This window comes from Pseudomonas sp. ATCC 43928 (assembly GCF_005938665.2).
GTDB lineage: Bacteria > Pseudomonadota > Gammaproteobacteria > Pseudomonadales > Pseudomonadaceae > Aquipseudomonas.
In genome coordinates this window covers 306,261-325,759 of record NZ_CP041753.1, presented here as the reverse complement: position 1 = coordinate 325,759, position 19,499 = coordinate 306,261, and the positions used below count along the sequence as shown (strand labels likewise).

21 protein-coding genes are annotated in these 19,499 nt (G+C 59.2%); 14 read left to right on the top strand and 7 right to left on the bottom strand.

Annotated elements, in window-relative coordinates; all coding sequences use genetic code 11:
- Nucleotides 1–31 precede the first annotated feature (31 nt).
- On the bottom strand, nucleotides 32–682 hold the full coding sequence (locus FFH90_RS01510; RefSeq protein WP_138866587.1) for an HAD family hydrolase: 651 nt from the start codon (nucleotides 680–682) through the stop codon (nucleotides 32–34).
- A gap of 45 nt (nucleotides 683–727) precedes the next feature.
- On the bottom strand, nucleotides 728–1,273 hold the full coding sequence (locus FFH90_RS01505; protein ID WP_138866586.1) for a gamma carbonic anhydrase family protein: 546 nt from the start codon (nucleotides 1,271–1,273) through the stop codon (nucleotides 728–730).
- A 101-nt stretch (nucleotides 1,274–1,374) separates the two neighbouring features.
- On the opposite strand from FFH90_RS01505, the gene prlC reads away from it, so the two are divergent.
- The gene (gene prlC, locus FFH90_RS01500; protein ID WP_138866585.1) at nucleotides 1,375–3,426 is read left to right on the top strand and encodes an oligopeptidase A; all 2,052 of its coding nucleotides are present in this window, start codon (nucleotides 1,375–1,377) and stop codon (nucleotides 3,424–3,426) included.
- Nucleotides 3,423–3,710 carry a YheV family putative zinc ribbon protein gene (locus FFH90_RS01495; RefSeq protein WP_064615693.1) on the top strand — a complete coding sequence of 96 codons (288 nt, stop codon included), beginning with the start codon at nucleotides 3,423–3,425 and terminating at the stop codon, nucleotides 3,708–3,710. The genes prlC and FFH90_RS01495 overlap by 4 nt, the downstream gene beginning before the upstream one ends.
- 46 nt (nucleotides 3,711–3,756) lie before the next feature.
- On the opposite strand, the gene FFH90_RS01490 is transcribed toward FFH90_RS01495, so the two are convergent.
- Both FFH90_RS01490 and FFH90_RS01485 read right to left on the bottom strand, forming a co-directional pair.
- Nucleotides 3,757–4,404, bottom strand: a complete 648-nt coding sequence (locus FFH90_RS01490; protein WP_064615691.1) for a dual specificity protein phosphatase family protein — start codon at nucleotides 4,402–4,404, stop codon at nucleotides 3,757–3,759.
- A gap of 255 nt (nucleotides 4,405–4,659) precedes the next feature.
- On the bottom strand, nucleotides 4,660–4,965 hold the full coding sequence (locus FFH90_RS01485) for a hypothetical protein (protein ID WP_064615689.1): 306 nt from the start codon (nucleotides 4,963–4,965) through the stop codon (nucleotides 4,660–4,662).
- Nucleotides 4,966–5,207: 242 nt separating this feature from the next.
- Here FFH90_RS01485 and FFH90_RS01480 point away from each other — a divergent pair, with 242 nt between their 5' ends.
- The 3 genes from FFH90_RS01480 (at nucleotide 5,208) to FFH90_RS01470 (ending at nucleotide 8,898) form a co-directional block, all read left to right on the top strand.
- Nucleotides 5,208–6,266 (top strand): PA0069 family radical SAM protein, encoded by a 1,059-nt coding sequence (locus FFH90_RS01480; RefSeq protein WP_138866584.1) that lies wholly within the window; start codon nucleotides 5,208–5,210, stop codon nucleotides 6,264–6,266.
- Between the two features lie 243 nt (nucleotides 6,267–6,509).
- Nucleotides 6,510–7,241, top strand: a complete 732-nt coding sequence (locus FFH90_RS01475; RefSeq protein WP_018927254.1) for a carbonic anhydrase — start codon at nucleotides 6,510–6,512, stop codon at nucleotides 7,239–7,241.
- A gap of 130 nt (nucleotides 7,242–7,371) precedes the next feature.
- Complete coding sequence (locus tag FFH90_RS01470; RefSeq protein WP_138866583.1) at nucleotides 7,372–8,898, top strand: SulP family inorganic anion transporter; 1,527 nt, start codon at nucleotides 7,372–7,374, stop codon at nucleotides 8,896–8,898.
- A gap of 58 nt (nucleotides 8,899–8,956) precedes the next feature.
- Here FFH90_RS01470 and FFH90_RS01465 read toward each other — a convergent pair whose 3' ends face one another.
- A complete protein-coding gene (locus FFH90_RS01465; RefSeq protein ID WP_018927256.1) occupies nucleotides 8,957–9,607 on the bottom strand; it encodes a hypothetical protein in 651 nt (216 codons plus the stop codon).
- 372 nt (nucleotides 9,608–9,979) lie between these two features.
- Here FFH90_RS01465 and coxB point away from each other — a divergent pair, with 372 nt between their 5' ends.
- The 4 genes from coxB to FFH90_RS01445 all read left to right on the top strand — a co-directional run bounded on the left by coxB (nucleotide 9,980) and on the right by FFH90_RS01445 (nucleotide 14,378).
- Nucleotides 9,980–11,107 (top strand): cytochrome c oxidase subunit II, encoded by a 1,128-nt coding sequence (coxB, locus tag FFH90_RS01460; protein WP_019580289.1) that lies wholly within the window; start codon nucleotides 9,980–9,982, stop codon nucleotides 11,105–11,107.
- A gap of 82 nt (nucleotides 11,108–11,189) precedes the next feature.
- Nucleotides 11,190–12,782, top strand: a complete 1,593-nt coding sequence (gene ctaD, locus FFH90_RS01455; RefSeq protein ID WP_018927258.1) for a cytochrome c oxidase subunit I — start codon at nucleotides 11,190–11,192, stop codon at nucleotides 12,780–12,782.
- Nucleotides 12,783–12,899: 117 nt separating this feature from the next.
- Nucleotides 12,900–13,457 carry a cytochrome c oxidase assembly protein gene (locus FFH90_RS01450; RefSeq protein WP_138866582.1) on the top strand — a complete coding sequence of 186 codons (558 nt, stop codon included), beginning with the start codon at nucleotides 12,900–12,902 and terminating at the stop codon, nucleotides 13,455–13,457.
- Nucleotides 13,458–13,490: 33 nt separating this feature from the next.
- Nucleotides 13,491–14,378, top strand: a complete 888-nt coding sequence (locus tag FFH90_RS01445; RefSeq protein ID WP_018927260.1) for a cytochrome c oxidase subunit 3 — start codon at nucleotides 13,491–13,493, stop codon at nucleotides 14,376–14,378.
- Between the two features lie 15 nt (nucleotides 14,379–14,393).
- Here the strand turns inward: FFH90_RS01445 and FFH90_RS01440 are convergent, their stop codons facing one another.
- Nucleotides 14,394–14,597: a twin transmembrane helix small protein gene (locus FFH90_RS01440; protein ID WP_018927261.1), complete on the bottom strand. Its 204-nt coding sequence runs from the start codon at nucleotides 14,595–14,597 to the stop codon at nucleotides 14,394–14,396.
- A 70-nt stretch (nucleotides 14,598–14,667) separates the two neighbouring features.
- On the opposite strand from FFH90_RS01440, the gene FFH90_RS01435 reads away from it, so the two are divergent.
- Genes FFH90_RS01435 through FFH90_RS01415 form a run of 5 tightly spaced genes read left to right on the top strand, consistent with a single transcriptional unit; the run spans nucleotide 14,668 to nucleotide 18,576 of the window.
- Nucleotides 14,668–15,408 carry an SURF1 family protein gene (locus tag FFH90_RS01435; RefSeq protein ID WP_111453136.1) on the top strand — a complete coding sequence of 247 codons (741 nt, stop codon included), beginning with the start codon at nucleotides 14,668–14,670 and terminating at the stop codon, nucleotides 15,406–15,408.
- Nucleotides 15,374–15,967 carry a hypothetical protein gene (locus FFH90_RS01430; protein ID WP_086945258.1) on the top strand — a complete coding sequence of 198 codons (594 nt, stop codon included), beginning with the start codon at nucleotides 15,374–15,376 and terminating at the stop codon, nucleotides 15,965–15,967. The genes FFH90_RS01435 and FFH90_RS01430 overlap by 35 nt, the downstream gene beginning before the upstream one ends.
- A 10-nt stretch (nucleotides 15,968–15,977) precedes the next feature.
- A complete protein-coding gene (locus FFH90_RS01425) occupies nucleotides 15,978–17,057 on the top strand; it encodes a heme A synthase (RefSeq protein ID WP_018927264.1) in 1,080 nt (359 codons plus the stop codon).
- A complete protein-coding gene (gene cyoE, locus FFH90_RS01420) occupies nucleotides 17,045–17,944 on the top strand; it encodes a heme o synthase (protein WP_018927265.1) in 900 nt (299 codons plus the stop codon). Before FFH90_RS01425 ends, cyoE begins: the two co-directional genes overlap by 13 nt.
- The gene (locus FFH90_RS01415; RefSeq protein ID WP_018927266.1) at nucleotides 17,941–18,576 is read left to right on the top strand and encodes an SCO family protein; all 636 of its coding nucleotides are present in this window, start codon (nucleotides 17,941–17,943) and stop codon (nucleotides 18,574–18,576) included. The genes cyoE and FFH90_RS01415 overlap by 4 nt, the downstream gene beginning before the upstream one ends.
- Nucleotides 18,577–18,653: 77 nt before the next feature.
- Here FFH90_RS01415 and FFH90_RS01410 read toward each other — a convergent pair whose 3' ends face one another.
- Nucleotides 18,654–19,427: a MetQ/NlpA family ABC transporter substrate-binding protein gene (locus tag FFH90_RS01410; protein WP_018927267.1), complete on the bottom strand. Its 774-nt coding sequence runs from the start codon at nucleotides 19,425–19,427 to the stop codon at nucleotides 18,654–18,656.
- Nucleotides 19,428–19,499 lie beyond the last annotated feature (72 nt).

Below are 19,499 nucleotides of genomic sequence, written 5' to 3'. Positions count from 1 at the left end.
CCTTCGCGGACTTGCCCGCGAGGGGATTTGATCAGCGCTGCAAAAACGCCTGATGCAACTCATCCAGCGTCTCGAAGTGATACGCCGGTGCTTCGGCGCTCAATTCTTCCCGGCTGCCAAACCCATAACCCACCGCTGCCGCGTCCAGCCCATTGCTGCGGGCACCGATCAGGTCGTGCTTACGGTCGCCGATCATCAGCGTATTGGCCGGGTCGAGACCTTCTTCGGCCATCAAGTGTGCAATCAGCTCGACCTTGTTGGTCCGCGTGCCATCCAGCTCACTGCCATAAATCATCTTGAAATGCTTGGCGAAGTCGAAGTGCCGGGCAATTTCCCGGGCGAAAACCCATGGCTTGGAGGTCGCGATGTACAGCTGCCGCCCTTGGCCACCGAGGGTTTCCAGTAGAGGCGTGACGCCGTCGAACACGCGGTTTTCATACAGGCCGGTGACCTTGAAGCGTTCACGATAGAAGTTCACTGCCTTCCAGGCCTTGGGTTCGTCGAAGTCATAGAACTGCATGAACGCCTGCAACAATGGCGGGCCAATGAAATGTTCGAGCCTGGTCAGGTCCGGTTCATCGATACCCAGTTTGCTCAGGGCGAACTGGATGGAGCGGGTGATGCCTTCGCGCGGGTCGGTCAGCGTGCCATCGAGGTCGAACAGTACGGTTTGGTAATGCATGGAAATTCCTGAGCAATAGCGAGACGCTTTCCGTTATCAAGCGGCTTAGAGCTGGTCGTAGCCTTCGGCCAGATGCAGGTCCTTGAGCTTCACGTAATTCGCTGCACTGTAGGTGAAAAAGGCTTTTTCCTTGTCCGTCAGCGGCCGGATCTGTTTCACCGGGCTCCCGACATAAAGGAAACCGCTTTCCAGGCGCTTACCTGGTGGCACCAGGCTACCGGCGCCGATGATCACATCGTCCTCGACCACCGCACCGTCCATGACGATGCTGCCCATGCCGATCAGAATCCGGTTGCCCACGGCGCAACCATGAAGCATGACTTTATGCGCGATGGTCACATCGTCGCCGATCAGTAACGGAAAGCCATCGGGGTTGAATGGCCCTGCATGGGTGATGTGCAACACGCAGCCGTCCTGCACGCTGGTGCGCGCACCGATCCGGATGCAATGCATGTCGCCGCGGATCACCGTCAGCGGCCAGACGGAGCTGTCTTCGCCGATTTCGACGTCGCCGATCACCACTGCCGAGCCGTCGACAAAAGCGCCTTTGCCCAACAGCGGCGTGTAGTTCTGATACTTGCGAAGGGTCACGATAGGGTTTCTCTCTGTTGCCGATAGCTGCGGTGAACGTCGATTGTAATTAAGATGGGCGCATGTTTCTTCCCGCATGTTTTCCAGCCAAGGTGCCAACCGTGAGCGTGAACAACCCTCTTCTGCAGTCCTACGACCTGCCGCCGTTCTCGGCGATCCGTGCCGAACACGTGCAACCGGCCATTGAAAAAATCCTGGCTGACAACCGCACCGCCATTGTCGAAATCCTCAAGACCCAGGCCAAACAACCGACCTGGGCCGGCCTGGTGCTGGCGATGGACGAACTCAACGATCGTCTGGGCGCCGCCTGGAGCCCGGTCAGCCACCTCAATGCCGTGTGCAACAGCGCTGAGTTGCGCGAGGCTTACGAGTCCTGCCTGCCGGCCCTGAGCGCCTACGCCACCGAGCTGGGCCAGAACCGTGAACTGTTTCAGGCCTATGAAGCGCTGGCGAACAGTCCTGAGGCCGCCGGTTTCGACGTGGCGCAGAAAACCATCCTGGAGCACGCCCTGCGTGACTTCCGCCTGTCGGGTATCGACCTGCCTGAAGCCGAACAAAAGCGTTATGCCGACGTGCAGAGCAAACTGTCGGAGCTGGGTAGTCGCTTCTCCAACCAGTTGCTCGACGCCACTCAGGCCTGGACCAAGCACATCACTGACGAAGCCGCCCTCGCTGGCCTGACCGATTCGGCCAAGGCGCAGATGGCCGCCGCCGCGCAAGCCAAAGACCTCGACGGCTGGCTGATCACCCTGGAATTCCCGAGTTACTACGCGGTGATGACCTACGCCCAGGACCGCGCCCTGCGCGAAGAAGTCTACGCCGCCTACTGCACCCGTGCGTCGGACCAAGGTCCGAATGCCGGTCAGAACGATAACGGCCCGGTCATGGAAGAAATCCTCGACCTGCGTCAGGAACTGGCAAAACTGTTGGGTTTCACCAGCTTCTCGGAGCTGAGCCTGGCGACCAAAATGGCCGAATCCAGCGATCAGGTACTCAGCTTCCTACGCGACCTGGCCAAGCGCAGCAAGCCGTTCGCCGTCCGGGATCTGGAGCAGCTCAAGGCCTACGCCGCCGAACAGGGTTGCCCGGACCTGCAAAGCTGGGACAGCGGTTTCTACGGTGAAAAACTTCGCGAGCAGCGCTACAGCGTTGCCCAGGAAACCCTTCGCGCGTACTTCCCGATCGACAAGGTTCTGGGTGGGCTGTTCGCCATCGTCCAGCGGCTGTACGGCATCGAGATCGCCGAGCTGAAAGGCTTCGATACCTGGCACCCGGACGTTCGCCTGTTCGAAATCAAGGAAAACGGCCAGCACGTCGGCCGCTTCTTCTTCGACCTCTATGCCCGCGCCAACAAGCGTGGCGGTGCCTGGATGGACGGCGCCCGCGATCACCGCCGCACAATCAATGGTGTGCTGCAAAGCCCGGTAGCGAACCTGGTGTGCAACTTCACCCCGGCCGACAGCGGTAAACCAGCCCTGCTGACCCACGACGAAGTGACCACCCTGTTCCATGAATTCGGTCACGGCCTGCATCACCTGCTGACCCGCGTCGAGCACGCTGGCGTGTCCGGCATCAACGGCGTGGCCTGGGATGCGGTCGAGCTGCCAAGCCAGTTCATGGAAAACTGGTGCTGGGAGCCGGAAGGTCTGGCACTGATTTCCGGACATTACGAAACCGGCGAACCGTTGCCTCAGGATCTGCTGGAGAAAATGCTCGCGGCGAAGAACTTCCAGTCCGGACTGATGATGGTCCGCCAACTGGAGTTCTCGCTGTTCGACTTCGAGCTGCACGCCACTCACGGCGACGGCCGCAGCGTGCTGCAAGTGCTCGAAGGGGTACGTGATGAGGTTTCGGTCATGCGTCCACCGGCCTACAACCGTTTCCCCAACAGCTTCGCCCACATCTTCGCCGGTGGCTACGCGGCGGGTTACTACAGCTACAAGTGGGCTGAAGTATTGTCGGCCGATGCCTTCTCGAAGTTCGAAGAAGACGGCGTGCTCAATGCCCAGACCGGTCGTGCCTTCCGCGAAGCGATCCTGGCACGAGGTGGCTCCCAGGAACCGATGGTGCTGTTCGTCGACTTCCGTGGCCGTGCGCCATCGATTGACGCACTCTTGCGCCACAGCGGCCTGACCGAGGACGCGGCAGCATGAGTGAGGGACCTGTGATTACCAAAAAACGCTTTATCGCCGGGGCGGTCTGCCCGGCCTGCAGCGAGCCCGACAAGTTGATGATGTGGAACGAAGATACCGTTCCACATCGTGAGTGTGTGGCCTGCGGTTATTCCGATACGCTGAATGAACAAGGCCTGTCGGTGCCCAAGGAATTGGGCACCCGGGTTAACACCTCGGCACCCAAGGTGCCGGACGCCAAGGTTCAGGCCGTGCAGTTTTTCCCGAACCCGAAGCTGAAGAAAAAGCCTGACGAGCAACACTGAGTATCGAAAAACACCTTCCACTGCGCAACGCAGTGGAAGGTGTTACTTACTCGACATGGGCCGAGTTGAACCAACTCTTCATCGAACACATGGCAAACGGACTTGTGCTGCACTCACCATTGGCCAGCGCCGTACGAAGTTTGTCGACATCGGCCTGCATCATGTAGCGAATGCCGTCCTTGAAGTGGGTGCTATCGCCAAAACCGCCCTGAGTCATTTCACTCAGCGCATCTTCCTTACTCCAGCCCTGCACCACCACACGGTACATCGCCGCCATCAGGCCGGTGCGATCCGAGCCGTGTTTGCAGTGCATGAGCACAGGCCCTTTGGCCTCCGCGCTCTGAATCGTGCGAAGGGCCTTGAGCACATCACTGTCATCCACATGATTGGTGCGGTAGGGCAGTTGTATCTGGGTGATTCCGGGTTTTGACAACCAGCTCGAGTCCGGTTCAGGCAGGAAGTTGATGACGGTGGCGACCTTGAGTTTTTCCAGCAACGGCACCGCCCCCTTGTCCGGCAACGCACTGCGATAGAGGGTCGGGGACATCTGATAGAGGTTGTACTGAACCTCCACCGATTGAGCCCAGTCCGCAGGCCGGGATAGAGCAGCGTCGTCAGCGTGGGCCAGCGTCAGGTTGAAAAGTGCGGCCAGCGACAAAAGAAGCGTCGCAGGTAGAAGGCGCAGTAGGGACATGCTCAGGCGACCGTGAAGTGGTGGATAAGTGATCGATAGCCTGAACTCGGGACAGTCAAAGACCTGTGAGGGCACTGTCAAAGAATCGTGAATAGAACAGCAAATGCCCGAGGCTGGTGGTCATTCAGATCAGTCAGACTGTCCGACATCGCTAGTTGCCTGAGAGACACTATCCGGCAAGACCTTGAGTTAATAGACACCGATAAAACCAGGCCTGCATGGAGTTTCATGCAGACCTGGCAACAACTATCAACTTCAGGGATTTACGATACTGGAATAAGCCTTGGCCAAGGCCAGCAGTTTTGCTTTGTCATCACCATCGATATCGCCATCACCGTCCACATCGCTGTTAATGGTTTTGATCGTGAAGGACTGACCACCATCGCTGGAAACCGCTGTCACATAGACGGAATCGACCAGTGCCTCTGTCTGCACTTCATTTACCGCATCCCATCCCGGCTCTTTACGGGCAAGCTGCATCGATACTTGTGCTTCGCGAGGATTGGTTATGCTGGGCGCCAACAGTTGTAAAAAAATACCACGCTGATTAAAAAACGACATGACTAAATCCTTTTAATTAATAATCCACGACAACTTCGTGTGGCGAGGATAGTACTAACAGCCTTTGTAATTGCGCCACTTGATATATATTTCCAGTGATGACAGTTGCGCGATGCGCTTGATCCATAAACTTGTCTTGTTAGTTCCTTTATATAATCTCCGATGTTCACTCGCCGAACGGCACTGGCTTGTCGCTTTCCCCCTTGATACTGTATGCACATACAGCCAATGGGTTTTTATCGATGAACACGCCTCTGCCACCCCGCGGTCGCGGCACCGCCACCAACCCTCACAACCGTTTCGCACCGAACCGTTCGGTGGCCGAGGATGACGGCTGGTATCAGGAAGCGCCAATCACCCAAGGCACCGAGGTGCGCATCGAGACGGCGAAGACCATCATTACCCGCAACAACTCGCCGGACTTGCCCTTCGACCGCTCGATCAATCCCTATCGTGGCTGCGAGCATGGCTGTATCTATTGCTATGCTCGGCCCAGCCACGCCTACTGGGACATGTCGCCAGGGCTGGATTTCGAAACCAGACTGATCGCCAAGACCAACGCCGCCAATGTGCTGGAAGAACAACTGTCCAAACGCGGCTATCAATGCGCGCCGATCAACCTGGGCTCCAACACCGATCCTTATCAGCCGATAGAGCGTGAATACAAAATCACCCGCAGGACCCTCGAGGTGCTGCTGCGCTATCGCCATCCGGTGACCATCATCACCAAGGGCTCGCTGATTCTGCGCGATCTGGACCTGCTGGCCGAACTCGCCGAACAACGACTGGTGGCGGTAATGATCAGCCTCACCACTCTGGACGATGAGCTCAAACGCATCCTCGAACCCCGTACGGCTGCGCCCAAGGCACGACTGCGGGCGATCCGGGTAATGCGTGAAGCGGGGATTCCGGTGGGTGTCTTGTGTTCACCGATGATTCCGATGATCAACGACAGCGAACTCGAAAGCCTGCTGACTGAAGCCCATGCGGCCGGAGCGCAAACTGCGGCTTATATGATGTTGCGCCTGCCGCTGGAAGTGGCGCCGCTGTTCGAAGAGTGGCTGGCCGCCCATTACCCTCAGCGTGCAGCTCATGTGTTGAGCCTGATCCGCCAGAGCCGTGGTGGGGAGCTTTACGACAGTCGGTTTGGCGCCCGTATGCGCGGTGAAGGACCGTTTGCCGATCTGCTGGCGCAGCGTTTTGCCAAAACCATCAAGCGCCTGGGGCTCAACCGTCGGGAAGGTTTCGATCTGGACTGCAAAGCCTTTTGTCCGCCGGGTCGCCAGATGTCATTGATTTAAGGACAATCGGACCTATGGTGGAGTAGTGAAAAAAGCACGTCGTGTTCAAGCTGGTCATATTTCTTATGACCTGGAACGCACGTTCTAGAGCGCTTGATTCAGTTTGAGTTAAGCTTCAGCCGCTACCTTATTCATCGAGTGACTGATGGGTCTGCTTTTCGACCTGGATGTTTTTTATACAGCCACTGGCTTCACATCGGACAAAACGGGAAAATTCCCTGACTCCGCCAAAGAGGATGAATCATGAGTGACAAGGATAAACAGCCTTTGGCTGCGTCGGCTTCAGCCCAACCCGAGGCGGAAACCGCCGATGCAGCGTTGCAGCATATCGTTGACGGCTTTTTGCATTTTCATCACGAGATCTTTCCGCAGCAGGAAGAACTCTTCAAAAAACTCGCCACGGCCCAGCGGCCTCGGGCGATGTTCATCGCGTGCGCCGATTCGCGCATTGTTCCCGAGCTGATCACCCAAAGCGCCCCCGGCGACCTGTTCGTCACCCGTAACGTCGGCAACGTCGTGCCGCCTTATGGGCAAATGAACGGTGGTGTTTCCACAGCCATCGAATACGCAGTGCTGGCGCTCGGCGTACAGCACATCATCATCTGCGGCCACTCTGACTGCGGCGCCATGCGCGCGGTACTCAACCCGCAGAGCCTGGAAAAGATGCCGACGGTCAAAGCCTGGCTGCGCCATGCGGAAGTGGCGAAAACCATGGTTCAGGACAACTGCCATTGCTCGAATGAAAGCGAGAGCATGCACATCCTTACCGAAGAGAATGTGATCGCTCAGTTGCAGCATTTGCGCACGCACCCGTCGGTAGCCTCGCGCATGGCCAACGGTCAGCTGTTTATCCATGGTTGGGTGTACAACATCGAAACCAGCGAAATCCAGGCTTACGACGCGGATCAGGGTTGTTTCCTGCCGCTCGATGGCAGCCATCCGATTCCGGTGGCGACGCCCAAAGCGCGCTTCTAAATCCTCTTCGTAGCCTGTCTCACAACAACGTTTGCGAGACAGGTCACCAGATCCCTGTGTGGTTTAGCCGAGGCTGCTGATCAGGCAGCCCGGCTTTGCCATGCCTGAAGAAAACTTCGGGAGAGTCACCATGCGTGCCGCTCAATTAAAAGCTGTTCTGCCACGGGAGCTGCTGGCTTCGGTGGTTGTGTTTCTGGTTGCCCTGCCTTTGTGCATGGGCATCGCCATCGCCTCGGGGCTGCCACCCGCCAAAGGCCTGATCACCGGCATCATCGGTGGGCTGGTAGTTGGCTGGCTTGCCGGTTCACCGCTGCAAGTCAGCGGTCCGGCGGCAGGCCTGGCGGTATTGGTGTTCGAACTGGTGCGCCAGCATGGTATCGCCATGCTCGGGCCGATCCTGCTACTGGCGGGTTTTCTGCAATTGGTAGCCGGGCGTTTGAAACTGGGTTGCTGGTTTCGGGTCACGGCGCCGGCTGTGGTGTACGGCATGCTCGCCGGCATCGGCGTGTTGATCGTGCTGTCGCAGGTGCACGTAATGCTCGATGCCGTGCCCAAGCCCTCAGGGCTGGATAACCTGGCGGCCTTCCCTGCTGCAGTGATTCAGGCTTTGCCTTCGTTTGGCTGGCAAGCGGGTTTGCTCGGGCTGTCGACCATTGCCGTGATGTGGCTGTGGGAAAAATTCCGCCCGCATTCCCTGCGTTTCGTTCCCGGCGCATTGCTCGGGGTCGGTCTGGCAACGATCGCCAGCCTGGCGCTCGCCTTGCAGGTCAAACGTGTGGAGGTCCCGGCTAACCTGGCGGAGGCCATCGATTGGCTACGCCCGGCGGATCTGCTCAACCTGGCTGACCCAACCCTGCTGATCGCCGCCTTCGCCGTGGCCTTTATCGCCAGCGCCGAAACCCTGCTCTCGGCCGCCGCCGTGGATCGCATGCACAGTGGTCAACGCTCGGACTTCGACCGCGAATTGTCGGCACAAGGTGTGGGCAACATGTTGTGTGGCCTGCTCGGCGCGCTGCCGATGACCGGGGTGATCGTGCGCAGCTCGGCCAACGTTCAAGCCGGCGCCACCACCCGCCTGTCGACGGTGTTCCATGGCCTGTGGTTGCTGGCTTTCGTGTTGCTGCTATCGAGCGTGCTGCAAAGCATTCCGGTGGCGAGCCTGGCGGGCGTGCTGGTTTACACCGGTTTCAAACTGGTGGACCTCAAAGCCTTTCGCGGCCTGGGCCGTTATGGCCGGATGCCGATGTTTACCTATGCGGCGACTGCACTGGCAATCATCTTCACCGACCTGCTGACGGGCGTGCTGATCGGCTTTGGCCTGACGCTGGCCAAACTGGCCTGGAAGGCTTCGCGCCTGAAAATCAGCCTGATCGATCTACCGGCGGACGGCGAGATGGAACTGCGTCTGGTGGGGGCGGCGACTTTCCTCAAGGTGCCGGCGTTGACCCAGGTGCTGGGGAGCATTCCCGCTGGCGCGACGGTGCATGTGCCGCTCAATAACCTGAGCTACATCGATCACTCGTGCCTTGAGTTGCTGGAGGAGTGGGGCCGGGCCAATGCGGCCAAGGGTTCGAAGTTGGTGATTGAAGCGCGGGGGTTGAAGCGCAGATTGGAAGGACGGTTGCGGACCACGACGGGCGTAGGTTCCGCCGGATAGATAACCGTGTGGGAGCGAGTTTGTTCGCTCCCACAGGTGTTCGGTTCTTACCGTTGGATCAAGCCGCTGGCTGATCCAGCTCCAGCTCGACACCCAATTGGCGCGACAGGCACGGCCAGCGCTTCCACGCGGCGCCGGTGTCCGGGCTGTTGAGTTTCTCGCGGTAGGCCTCCACCGACTCCAGCGCGAAACTTTCATCGTCAAGCATCTCGTCCACGGCGTGATGCACCGCCTCATCCAGTTGGTTGGCAAATTCCTCGCCAATCAATTGGTGGGCAATCAGGTTGGCGACAGTCATGTCCAAGGGGATCAACGGCTGGCCAAAATGCTTGATGTACAGGTCGTTGACCTCTTCGACCAGGCGGTGCGCCAGATAAGCTTCGTCCAGCAGGCTGTCCAGGCCAACGTGACCGGCCATGATCGCCGGCGGTTGGAGGAAGAACTGCTCGGCGATTGTCAGCACCGGCTTGATCTGCGATTCGATGCCCGCCTCCCTGGCGACTTCATTGGCAGCATCCAGCAGGTCTGGCACTTGTTCTATATACGCGGCCACAAAACGCGTCATCACGCCGTTAGCGTCGACATCCGGCAATTGGATGGCGGAGTGAAGGTGCGGCAGTTGGGTTTCCAGCTGACGAGTCAGCAGGCCGGTCTCGGCCTCGTGTTGTTGGGCTTGTTGGATCTGCTCGCGCAATGCGGCGGTGTTCATGAAAACTCCAGGAAACAAAGGCAATGAAATAGGGAAGACATAACTTAGCTGGCTCAGGAAAAAGGCTAAGACGCATTTGTCATAATTATTTCATTCTTGAGATGCCTGCGTTATATCGATTTGCCACCACTCGTCTGCATCCTTCTCCATTCGTGACCTGGAACGCAAGTCCAACCTGTTTCAGCTGATTTACCCCATCGCGTTGCGAGGTGGCAGTCGCTGTCTATACTCGGTTCTGAATGGAGTTAGCTGATGACACCCGACTGCATACGCAGCAAGGCTCGGCGATTCAAGTTCGTGGTCTGAAAATGCCGCTCCCTTGCCGCAGGCGTTACGCCTACGGGATAACAAGAACGATAAGGGGAACCCGCAATGATGCGACATCCACATGTCTGGATGGGCCTCCTGTTGTGGTCGATTTTCAGTCAGGCGCAAGCGGCCTGGACTGTCAATATGGCGCCTGGAGCGACTGAGATCAGTCACGCAGTATTCGATCTGCACATGACCATTTTCTGGATTTGTGTGGTGATCGGCATCATCGTCTTCGGCGCCATGTTCTGGTCGATGATGATCCACCGCCGCTCGACCGGGCAGGTGGCCGCAAAATTTCATGAAAGCACCACCGTTGAAATCCTCTGGACCATCGTCCCCCTGCTTATCCTGGTGGCCATGGCGGTCCCTGCAACCGCCACACTGATCAAGATGTACGACAACACGGAGCCGGATATCGATATCCAGGTCACCGGCTATCAGTGGAAGTGGCATTACAAATACCTGGGTCAGGACGTCGAATTTTTCAGCAACCTGACTACCCCCGCCGATCAGATCCACAACAAGGAAGCCAAGGGCGAGCATTACTTGCTGGAGGTCGACAAGCCACTGGTGCTGCCGATCGGTGCCAAGGTGCGTTTTCTGGTGACCTCCGCCGACGTCATCCACTCTTGGTGGGTGCCGGCCTTCGCAGTCAAGCGCGATGCGATTCCGGGCTTCGTCAATGAATCCTGGACCCGAGTCGACAAGCCCGGCATCTACCGCGGCCAGTGCGCCGAGCTGTGCGGCAAGGACCACGGCTTCATGCCGATCGTGGTTGAGGTCAAGGAAAAGGCCGACTACGAAAAATGGCTGGGCGAGCGCAAGGCGGAAGCCGCGCAACTCAAAGAGCTGACCAGCAAGGAATGGACCCTCGACGAGCTCAAGGAGCGCGGCGACAAGATTTATCACACCACTTGCGTGGCCTGTCACCAGGCCGAAGGCCAGGGCCTGCCGCCGATGTTCCCGGCACTCAAGGGCTCGAAAATCGCCACCGGGCCGAAAGAGGCTCACCTGAGCCTGGTCTTCCACGGCAAGCCCGGCACCGCCATGGCGGCGTTCGGCAAGCAGCTCTCGGAAGTCGATATCGCGGCGGTCGTGACCTACGAACGTAACGCCTGGGGCAACAACAAAGGCGACATGGTCACCCCTAAAGAAGTGCTGGAGCTGAAACAGGCGGAAAGCAAATGACCCGGTCTATTGCGTACTCAAGGAATCGGTCGGGGCATGACGTCCCGGTTCGCCCAGCCCAGCCGTTTGCAGGAGACAGGACATGACTGTTGTAGTCGATGACCATGTTCATACCGATACCGCCCACGCCCACGGCCCCGCCAAAGGCCTGATGCGCTGGGTGTTGACCACTAACCACAAGGATATCGGCACGCTGTACCTGTGGTTTGCATTCACTATGTTCCTGCTGGGCGGCTCGTTCGCCATGGTGATCCGTGCCGAGCTGTTCCAGCCGGGACTGCAAATCGTCGAACCGGCGTTCTTCAACCAGATGACCACCATGCACGGTCTGGTGATGGTGTTCGGTGCGGTGATGCCGGCCTTCGTCGGCCTCGCCAACTGGATGATCCCGTTGATGATCGGCGCGCCGGACATGGCCCTGCCGCGAATGAACAACTTCAGCTTCTGGCTTTTGCCGGCCGCGTTCCTGCTGCTGGTATCGACCCTGTTCACCCCCGGTGGCGGGCCGAACTTCGGCTGGACCTTCTACGCACCGCTGTCGACCACCTACGCGCCGGAAAGCGTGACGTTCTTCATCTTCGCCATCCACTTGATGGGGATCAGTTCGATCATGGGCGCAATCAACGTGATCGCGACCATCCTCAACCTGCGCGCCCCCGGCATGACGTTGATGAAAATGCCGCTGTTCGTCTGGACCTGGCTGATCACCGCGTTCCTGCTGATCGCGGTGATGCCGGTGCTGGCCGGCTGCGTGACCATGATGCTGATGGACATCCACTTCGGCACCAGTTTCTTCAGTGCCGCCGGTGGCGGTGATCCGGTGCTGTTCCAGCACGTGTTCTGGTTCTTCGGCCACCCCGAGGTGTACATCATGATCCTGCCGGCCTTCGGTGCCGTCAGCTCAATCATTCCGGCGTTCTCGCGCAAGCCGCTGTTTGGCTACACCTCGATGGTCTATGCCACGGCCAGTATTGCGTTCCTGTCATTCATCGTCTGGGCGCACCACATGTTCGTGGTCGGCATTCCGCTGGTGGGCGAGTTGTTCTTCATGTACGCCACGCTGCTGATCGCAGTGCCGACCGGCGTGAAGGTGTTCAACTGGGCCAGCACCATGTGGCAAGGCTCGCTGACCTTCGAGACGCCGATGCTGTTCGCCGTGGCGTTCGTGATCCTGTTCTCCATTGGCGGATTCTCCGGGCTGATGCTGGCCATCGCCCCGGCAGACTTCCAGTACCAGGACACCTACTTCGTGGTCGCGCACTTCCATTACGTGCTGGTGCCGGGGGCGATCTTCGGGATCTTCGCCTCGGCTTACTTCTGGCTGCCGAAGTGGACCGGCCACATGTACGACGAAACCCTCGGCAAGCTGCACTTCTGGCTGTCTTTCATCGGCATGAACATGGCGTTCTTCCCGATGCACTTCGTGGGCCTGGCGGGCATGCCGCGGCGGATTCCGGACTACAACCTGCAATTCGCCGACTTCAACATGGTGTCGTCGATCGGCGCGTTCATGTTTGGTGCCACGCAGATCTTCTTCCTGTTCATCGTGATCAAGACCATTCGCGGCGGCGAGCCGGCACCGGCCAAGCCGTGGGATGGTGCCGAAGGCCTGGAATGGAGCATTCCATCGCCCGCGCCGTATCACACCTTCACCACACCGCCGGAAGTGAAATGAAACGCCTCGGTCCTGTAGGAGCCGGCTTGCTGGCGATGAACGCAGCGCGGTGTGTCAGACACTCCGCCTTCGCTGGCAAGCCAGCTCCTACAGGATATGGCGTAGAGGCTGGAAATAATGGCTGACTCGATCTCGATGAAGAAACTGGTCACCCGCCTGTTGCTGGTGGTGGCGGCGATGTTTGTCTTCGGCTTTGCCCTGGTGCCGATCTACGACGTGATGTGCAAGGCATTCGGCATCAATGGCAAAACCGCCGGGCAGTATGAAGGCGAGCAAACGGTCGACGCCTCGCGGCAGGTTCGCGTGCAGTTTCTGTCGACCAACGCTGCTGACATGCCCTGGGACTTCTACCCCAAGACGGATGAGCTGACCGCGCACCCCGGGGCGGTGAACGAGATGATTTTTATCGCCCACAACCCCACCGACCGGCCGATGAGCGCCCAGGCGGTGCCGAGTATCGCGCCGAGTGCAGCCGCGGCGTACTTCCACAAGACCGAATGTTTCTGCTTTACCCAGCAAGTGCTGCAGCCCGGTCAACGCATCGAGATGCCAGTACGGTTCATCGTTGACCGCGACATGCCCAAGGATGTGAAGCACCTGACGCTGTCCTACACGCTGTTCGATATCACCGCACGTCATCCGCCCGTGGCTATTGCAGCAAGCACAGGTGGCTAGGCGTTAAAGCGTGCCCGATAAGGAGAACAATAAATGGCAACTCATGAACATTATTACGTTCCAGCCCAGAGCAAATGGCCGATCATCGCCACGATCGGCATGCTGGTCACGGTGTTCGGCCTGGGCACCTGGTTCAACGACCTGAAGGCTGCGCGGCCGGAATCCCATGGCCCGCTGATCTTTTTCGTCGGCGGACTGCTGCTGGCCTACATGCTGTTCGGCTGGTTCGGGACGGTGGTCAAGGAGAGTCGCGCGGGGTTGTACAGCCCGCAACTCGACCGCTCGTTCCGCTGGGGCATGAGCTGGTTCATTTTCTCGGAGGTGATGTTCTTCCTGGCCTTTTTCGGTGCGCTGTTTTATGTGCGCAACATCGCGGGCCCGGCACTGGGTGGTGAAGGCACCAAAGGCATCGCCCACATGCTGTGGCCGACGTTCGAGTTCACCTGGCCGCTGCTGAACAACCCGGACTCGAAACTCTTTCCTCCCCCCAAGGAAGTCATCAGCCCCTGGGGCCTGCCGTTGCTCAACACCGTGCTGCTGGTGAGTTCCAGCGTCACCGTGACCATCGCTCACCACGCCTTGAAGAAAGGCCATCGCGGGGCGCTGAAAATCTGGCTGGCGCTGACCGTGTTGCTCGGTTGCGGCTTCCTGGGCTTTCAAGCCAAAGAATACCTGCACGCCTACCACGAGCTGGGCCTGACCCTCGGTTCCGGCATCTACGGCGCAACGTTCTTCATGCTCACCGGTTTCCACGGTGCCCACGTGACCATCGGCACCATCATTCTGTTCGTGATGCTGATGCGCATCATGCGCGGGCACTTCAATGCAGACCACCATTTCGGCTTCGAGGCGGCGACCTGGTACTGGCACTTTGTGGATGTGGTGTGGATCGGGTTGTTCGTTTTCGTCTACGTACTTTGAGCCTGGTACTCATGACTACCAAGGCACGTGAGACACCAACTGGCCGCTGAAAAAACCCCAGGCGATCAAGCCGACAGTGATGGCGGCCAGCGCAACACGAATACTCAAGGCGATGACCAGGCGATTCGAGCTGCTGTCGTCCTTGACCAGAAAAAACAGGCCGCTGAACAGGCTGACAACCGTGGCAATCAGCATCAGGACGATGGCTGCTTTGAGCATGGTGACACTCCGGGGGACAGGCGATGCATGTGAGTATAGCTATCGCGATGACCGACTTTCTGGCGACGCCATGAAGCGCTTCCGGCTGGGCCTCGTGCCGACTCTGGTGGTCGCGGTGCTGCTGCCCTTGCTGGTGTCACTCGGCTTCTGGCAGTTGAGCCGGGGCGCGGAGAAAAGCGCGCTGCTGCAAAATTACGCCGAGCGCCGGGCGGCCGAACCGATGGCCAGCACCGAACTGCAACACACCGAAGATCCGGCCTTTCGCCGGGTTCGCCTGCACGGCCAGTTCGATGCCGAACACAGCCTGCTGCTGGATAACCGGCAGCGCGACGGCAAGGTCGGGGTCGAGCTGTTGCAACCGTTTCAGGATCAGGCCACCGGGCTCTGGTTGCTGGTCAATCGCGGCTGGCTGCCGTGGCCGGATCGGCGCACCCCGCCGTCATTCACCACACCGACTCAGGTGTTGAGCCTCGACGCCTGGGTCTACGTCTCCCCCGGCGCAACGTTCCAGTTGCACGCCGACCCCAACACCACGACCTGGCCACAACTGATCACCGCCGTTGAACCGGCCAGGTTGTGGACGGCGCTTGAACGTGACGGTTTCGCCTACGAATTACGCGCGCAAAGTGGCCCTGCGACCTACCGCGCCGATTGGCCGGTGGTGGCCATGGGGCCGGAAAAGCACCTGGCTTACGCCGTGCAGTGGTTCGCCCTGGCGATCGCGCTGTTCGGCCTTTATCTCTATCTCGGATGGCACAACGCAAAGGAGAACAATAATGGGAGTGGCCATGAATCCACCCGGCATGTCTGAGGCGAAAACACCGGTGAATCGGCGGCGCGGACGCTTGCAGTTGCTGCTGATCCTATTGGGGGTGATCGGTCCGATGATCCTCGCCACCGGCATGTACAAATTGCAGTTCTGGGTACCCGAAGGCCGCAGTTATCACGGTGAACTGATCGGTAACGGCCAGACCCGCGCCGACATCGGCGTACAGGCCCAGGAAGACCGCTGGCAGTTGCTGGTAACGGCACCGAAGGACTGCTCGGTGGATTGCCAGCAGCTGGTTTATCTGGCGCGGCAGATCCAGATCGGCCTCGGTCGCGATGCTGCCCGCGCCAGCCATGCGCTGGCGATCGCGCAGCCGCTGAACAGCGATTACGAGACTAAACTTCAACGCGAGTACCCACAGTTGCAACGCTATTCATTGGACCTGCCGTCCTACATCAAAGGCGCGCAGAGCAATGACACGCCGCACCTGTGGATCATCGACCCTCACGGCAATCTGGTGCTGCGTTACGACCCGACGGTGAAGGGCAAGGATCTGCTCAACGACCTGCGCCACCTGCTGAAACTGTCGAACATCGGATAAGGGCATCGTCATGGCCAAACCAGGATTTCGCCTCGCGCTGTTTGCCACCTTGCTGGCACTGATTGTGGTGTTGCTCGGCGCTTACACACGCCTGACCCACGCCGGCCTCGGTTGCCCGGACTGGCCCGGCTGCTACGGTTTTATCAGCGTGCCGCAAAGCGAAGCCCAATTGGCTCATGCCGAACTGCATTTTCCAGACACTCCGGTGGAAGCCCACAAGGGCTGGAACGAAATGGTCCATCGCTACTTCGCCGGCACGCTGGGGCTGCTGATCGCGGTGTTGGCGGGCCGCGCCTGGGTCCATCGTCATCATCCGGGGCAGCCGGTGAAGTTACCGCTGTTCCTGCTGGCGTTGGTCATTGGCCAAGCGGCTTTCGGCATGTGGACGGTGACGCTCAAGCTTTGGCCGCAAGTGGTCACCGGACATTTACTCGGTGGTTTTGCGACCTTGAGCCTGTTGTTTCTGCTGACCTTGCGCCTGTCCGGCGTATTGCCAGCGCTGACCGTGCCTCGACGTTTGCAATACTGGGCAACCGCCGGCTTGCTGCTGGTGATCCTGCAAATTGCTCTCGGTGGCTGGGTCAGCTCCAATTACGCGGCGGTAGCCTGCATCGACTTTCCGACCTGCCACGGCCAATGGCTGCCGCCGGCTGATTTCGCCAACGGTTTTCACCTGACCCAGCACATCGGCCCGAATTATCTGGGCGGGCAGCTGGACAGCGATGCCCGCACCGCGATTCACCTGACTCACCGCATCGGCGCATTACTGGTCACCTTTGTTCTGCTCGGTCTGGCCTGGCAACTGAAGGTCGTCGGCATGACGCGCCTGGCCGTCATGGTGCTGATCGCCCTTGCCGCACAAATCACCTTGGGCATCAGCAACGTGGTGTTCCACTTGCCGCTGCCGGTGGCCGTCGCCCACAACGCCGGCGGTGCGGCGCTGTTGCTGACGATGGTGCTGGTCAATTATCACGCGCGAACCAGCCTGGTTCGGGTCAAGCATCAGCCCCCTCGTCGCTGGCGTCTACGCCTGCGTAAACACTCGGCCGGGCCCATAACAATAAAAGGAGAGATGCCATGGCGACTCTGATCGGCGAACGTCACAGTCAGGCCATCTGGCGAGACTATCTGGAACTGACCAAGCCGAAAGTGGTGGTGTTGATGCTCATCACCTCGCTGGTCGGCATGTTCCTCGCGACCCGCGCCGGGGTGCCATGGACGGTGCTGGTGTTCGGCAATCTGGGGATCGCCCTGTGTGCCGGCGGTGCCGCGGCGGTCAACCATGTGGTGGACCGGCGCATCGACGCGGTCATGGCCCGGACCCACAAACGGCCCCTGGCCGAAGGCCGGGTATCTCCAGCCGCCGCGCTGACCTTCGCCCTGATACTGGCGATGCTCGGCCAGGCCTTGCTACTGACTTTCACCAACCCGTTGACGGCGTGGCTGACCCTCGCCTCCTTGCTCGGTTATGCCGTGGTCTACACCGGTTTCCTGAAACGCGCGACGCCGCAGAACATCGTCATCGGCGGCCTCGCCGGAGCTGCCCCGCCACTGCTCGGCTGGACCGCCGCCACCGGTCATGTCGGCGCCGAACCATTGTTGCTGGTGCTGATCATCTTCGCCTGGACCCCGCCGCACTTCTGGGCGCTGGCGATTCACCGCAAGGAAGAATACGCCAAGGCTGACATTCCGATGCTGCCGGTTACCCATGGCGAGCACTACACCAAAGTCCACATCCTGCTTTATACCTTTGCGTTGCTGGCCGTCAGCCTGATGCCCTACGTGATCCACATGAGCGGCGTGCTCTACCTGATGTGTGCCCTCTTACTGGGCGCAAGGTTTCTGCAATGGGCCGTGGTGCTGTACCGTGGCACTCGACCGCACGCGGCGATCAACACGTTCAAGTACTCTATCTACTACTTGTTCCTGCTGTTTATCGCGCTGCTCGTAGACCACTACTTACTGCTGATCCTATGACCCGAACCCAGAAAACCGTCTTCATCCTCGTTGCCCTGATCGCGCTGATCCTGGGCCTGACCGTCAATAAAGTACTGACCGGGAAAAACCAGGGAGACCCGACGGCGCTGATTGATGCAGGGATCATCCTGCTGCCCCAAAGCCGTAATCTGCCGGACGTGAAGATGACCGATCAGGACGGCAAGCCAGTGGCGGTCAACGAACTGAAAGGCAAGTGGAGTTTGCTGTTCTTCGGCTACACCTTCTGCCCGGACATCTGCCCGACCACCCTCGCCCAGCTGCGGCAGATCAAGAGTGAACTGCCGGCGGATGCGGTGAACAAGTTGCAGGTCATCCTGGTCAGCGTCGACCCGAACCGCGATACGCCCAAGCAACTCAAGCAGTACCTGGGCTACTTCGATCCGCAATTCATCGGGCTGACCGCAGCCTCGGTCGAAGACCTTCAGAAAATGGCCAACGCGGTGAGCATTCCGTTCATTCCGGCGGACACCAGCAAGCCGAACTACACCGTCGACCACAGCGGCAACCTGGCGGTGATCGGACCGGACGGGACTCAACGCGGGTTCATTCGTGCACCGCTGAATAACCAGAAACTGGTGGCGCAGTTGCCGGTGATGCTCAACCGTCAATAAGCACCACAGGTACGGTGTTTCAGGCAAAAAAATGGGGCGCATTCAATGCGCCCCATTTTTTTCGTTAAAACTTCAGATCAGAACGCCGGCAATACCGCGCCTTTGTACTTCTCGAGAATGAAGGCTTTCACTTCCGGGCTGTGCAGGGCAGCAACCAGTTTCTGCATTGCCGCGCTGTCCTTGTCGTCCGGACGGGCAACGAGGATGTTCACGTACGGCGAGTCGCTGCCTTCGATGACCAGCGCGTCCTTGGACGGATCGAGCTTGGCTTCCAGCGCGTAGTTGGTGTTGATCAGCGCCAGGTCGACCTGAGTCAGCACGCGGGGGATGGTCGCGGCTTCCAGTTCACGGAATTTCAGATCCTTGGTGTTCTCGGTGATGTCCTTCACGGTCGACAGGATATTTTTCGAATCCTTCAACTTGATCAGGCCAGCCTTCTCCAGCAGCAACAGCGCACGGCCGCCGTTGGTGGCGTCGTTCGGGATCACCACGTTGGCGCCGCCCGGCAGCTCTTCCAGTTTCTTGTACTTGCTGGAGTAAGCGCCCAGCGGCTCCAGGTGCACACCGGCAACGCTGACGAGGTTGGTGCCCTTGGCCTTGTTGAACTCATCCAGGTACGGTTGGTGCTGGAAGAAGTTGGCGTCCAGACGCTTCTCGGCCACCTGTACGTTCGGCTGGATGTAGTCGGTGAAGACTTTGACTTTCAGGTCCACGCCTTCTTTGGCCAGGGCTGGTTTAACGAACTCGAGGATTTCCGCGTGGGGCACCGGGGTGGCCGCAACGGTCAGGGTGTCGGCAGCGTGGGCGGAAAAGGCTGCAATGGCAGCGAATGCGACGAGTAGTTTTTTCATTCAGCTAACTCCTTGTGAGGCGCCAGTCTTCGGCGCCTGCCAGCGAATGGCCGGCTCATGTCTTAAGTGACG

Excerpts from the sequence above, each read along its gene's own strand:
- FFH90_RS01425 (WP_018927264.1), top strand. The coding sequence starts at position 15,978 with ATGGCCAAACCAGGATTTCGCCTCGCGCTGTTTGCCACCTTGCTGGCA.
- FFH90_RS01430 (WP_086945258.1), top strand. The coding sequence starts at position 15,374 with ATGGGAGTGGCCATGAATCCACCCGGCATGTCTGAGGCGAAAACACCG.
- FFH90_RS01495 (WP_064615693.1), top strand. The coding sequence starts at position 3,423 with ATGAGTGAGGGACCTGTGATTACCAAAAAACGCTTTATCGCCGGGGCG.
- FFH90_RS01470 (WP_138866583.1), top strand. The coding sequence starts at position 7,372 with ATGCGTGCCGCTCAATTAAAAGCTGTTCTGCCACGGGAGCTGCTGGCT.
- FFH90_RS01415 (WP_018927266.1), top strand. The coding sequence starts at position 17,941 with ATGACCCGAACCCAGAAAACCGTCTTCATCCTCGTTGCCCTGATCGCG.
- FFH90_RS01435 (WP_111453136.1), top strand. The coding sequence starts at position 14,668 with ATGAAGCGCTTCCGGCTGGGCCTCGTGCCGACTCTGGTGGTCGCGGTG.
- FFH90_RS01445 (WP_018927260.1), top strand. The coding sequence starts at position 13,491 with ATGGCAACTCATGAACATTATTACGTTCCAGCCCAGAGCAAATGGCCG.
- FFH90_RS01465 (WP_018927256.1), bottom strand. The coding sequence starts at position 9,607 with ATGAACACCGCCGCATTGCGCGAGCAGATCCAACAAGCCCAACAACAC.
- FFH90_RS01490 (WP_064615691.1), bottom strand. The coding sequence starts at position 4,404 with ATGTCCCTACTGCGCCTTCTACCTGCGACGCTTCTTTTGTCGCTGGCC.
- FFH90_RS01440 (WP_018927261.1), bottom strand. The coding sequence starts at position 14,597 with ATGCTCAAAGCAGCCATCGTCCTGATGCTGATTGCCACGGTTGTCAGC.
- FFH90_RS01485 (WP_064615689.1), bottom strand. The coding sequence starts at position 4,965 with ATGTCGTTTTTTAATCAGCGTGGTATTTTTTTACAACTGTTGGCGCCC.
- ctaD (WP_018927258.1), top strand. The coding sequence starts at position 11,190 with ATGACTGTTGTAGTCGATGACCATGTTCATACCGATACCGCCCACGCC.
- coxB (WP_019580289.1), top strand. The coding sequence starts at position 9,980 with ATGATGCGACATCCACATGTCTGGATGGGCCTCCTGTTGTGGTCGATT.
- cyoE (WP_018927265.1), top strand. The coding sequence starts at position 17,045 with ATGGCGACTCTGATCGGCGAACGTCACAGTCAGGCCATCTGGCGAGAC.
- FFH90_RS01450 (WP_138866582.1), top strand. The coding sequence starts at position 12,900 with ATGGCTGACTCGATCTCGATGAAGAAACTGGTCACCCGCCTGTTGCTG.
- FFH90_RS01510 (WP_138866587.1), bottom strand. The coding sequence starts at position 682 with ATGCATTACCAAACCGTACTGTTCGACCTCGATGGCACGCTGACCGAC.
- FFH90_RS01475 (WP_018927254.1), top strand. The coding sequence starts at position 6,510 with ATGAGTGACAAGGATAAACAGCCTTTGGCTGCGTCGGCTTCAGCCCAA.
- FFH90_RS01480 (WP_138866584.1), top strand. The coding sequence starts at position 5,208 with ATGAACACGCCTCTGCCACCCCGCGGTCGCGGCACCGCCACCAACCCT.
- FFH90_RS01410 (WP_018927267.1), bottom strand. The coding sequence starts at position 19,427 with ATGAAAAAACTACTCGTCGCATTCGCTGCCATTGCAGCCTTTTCCGCC.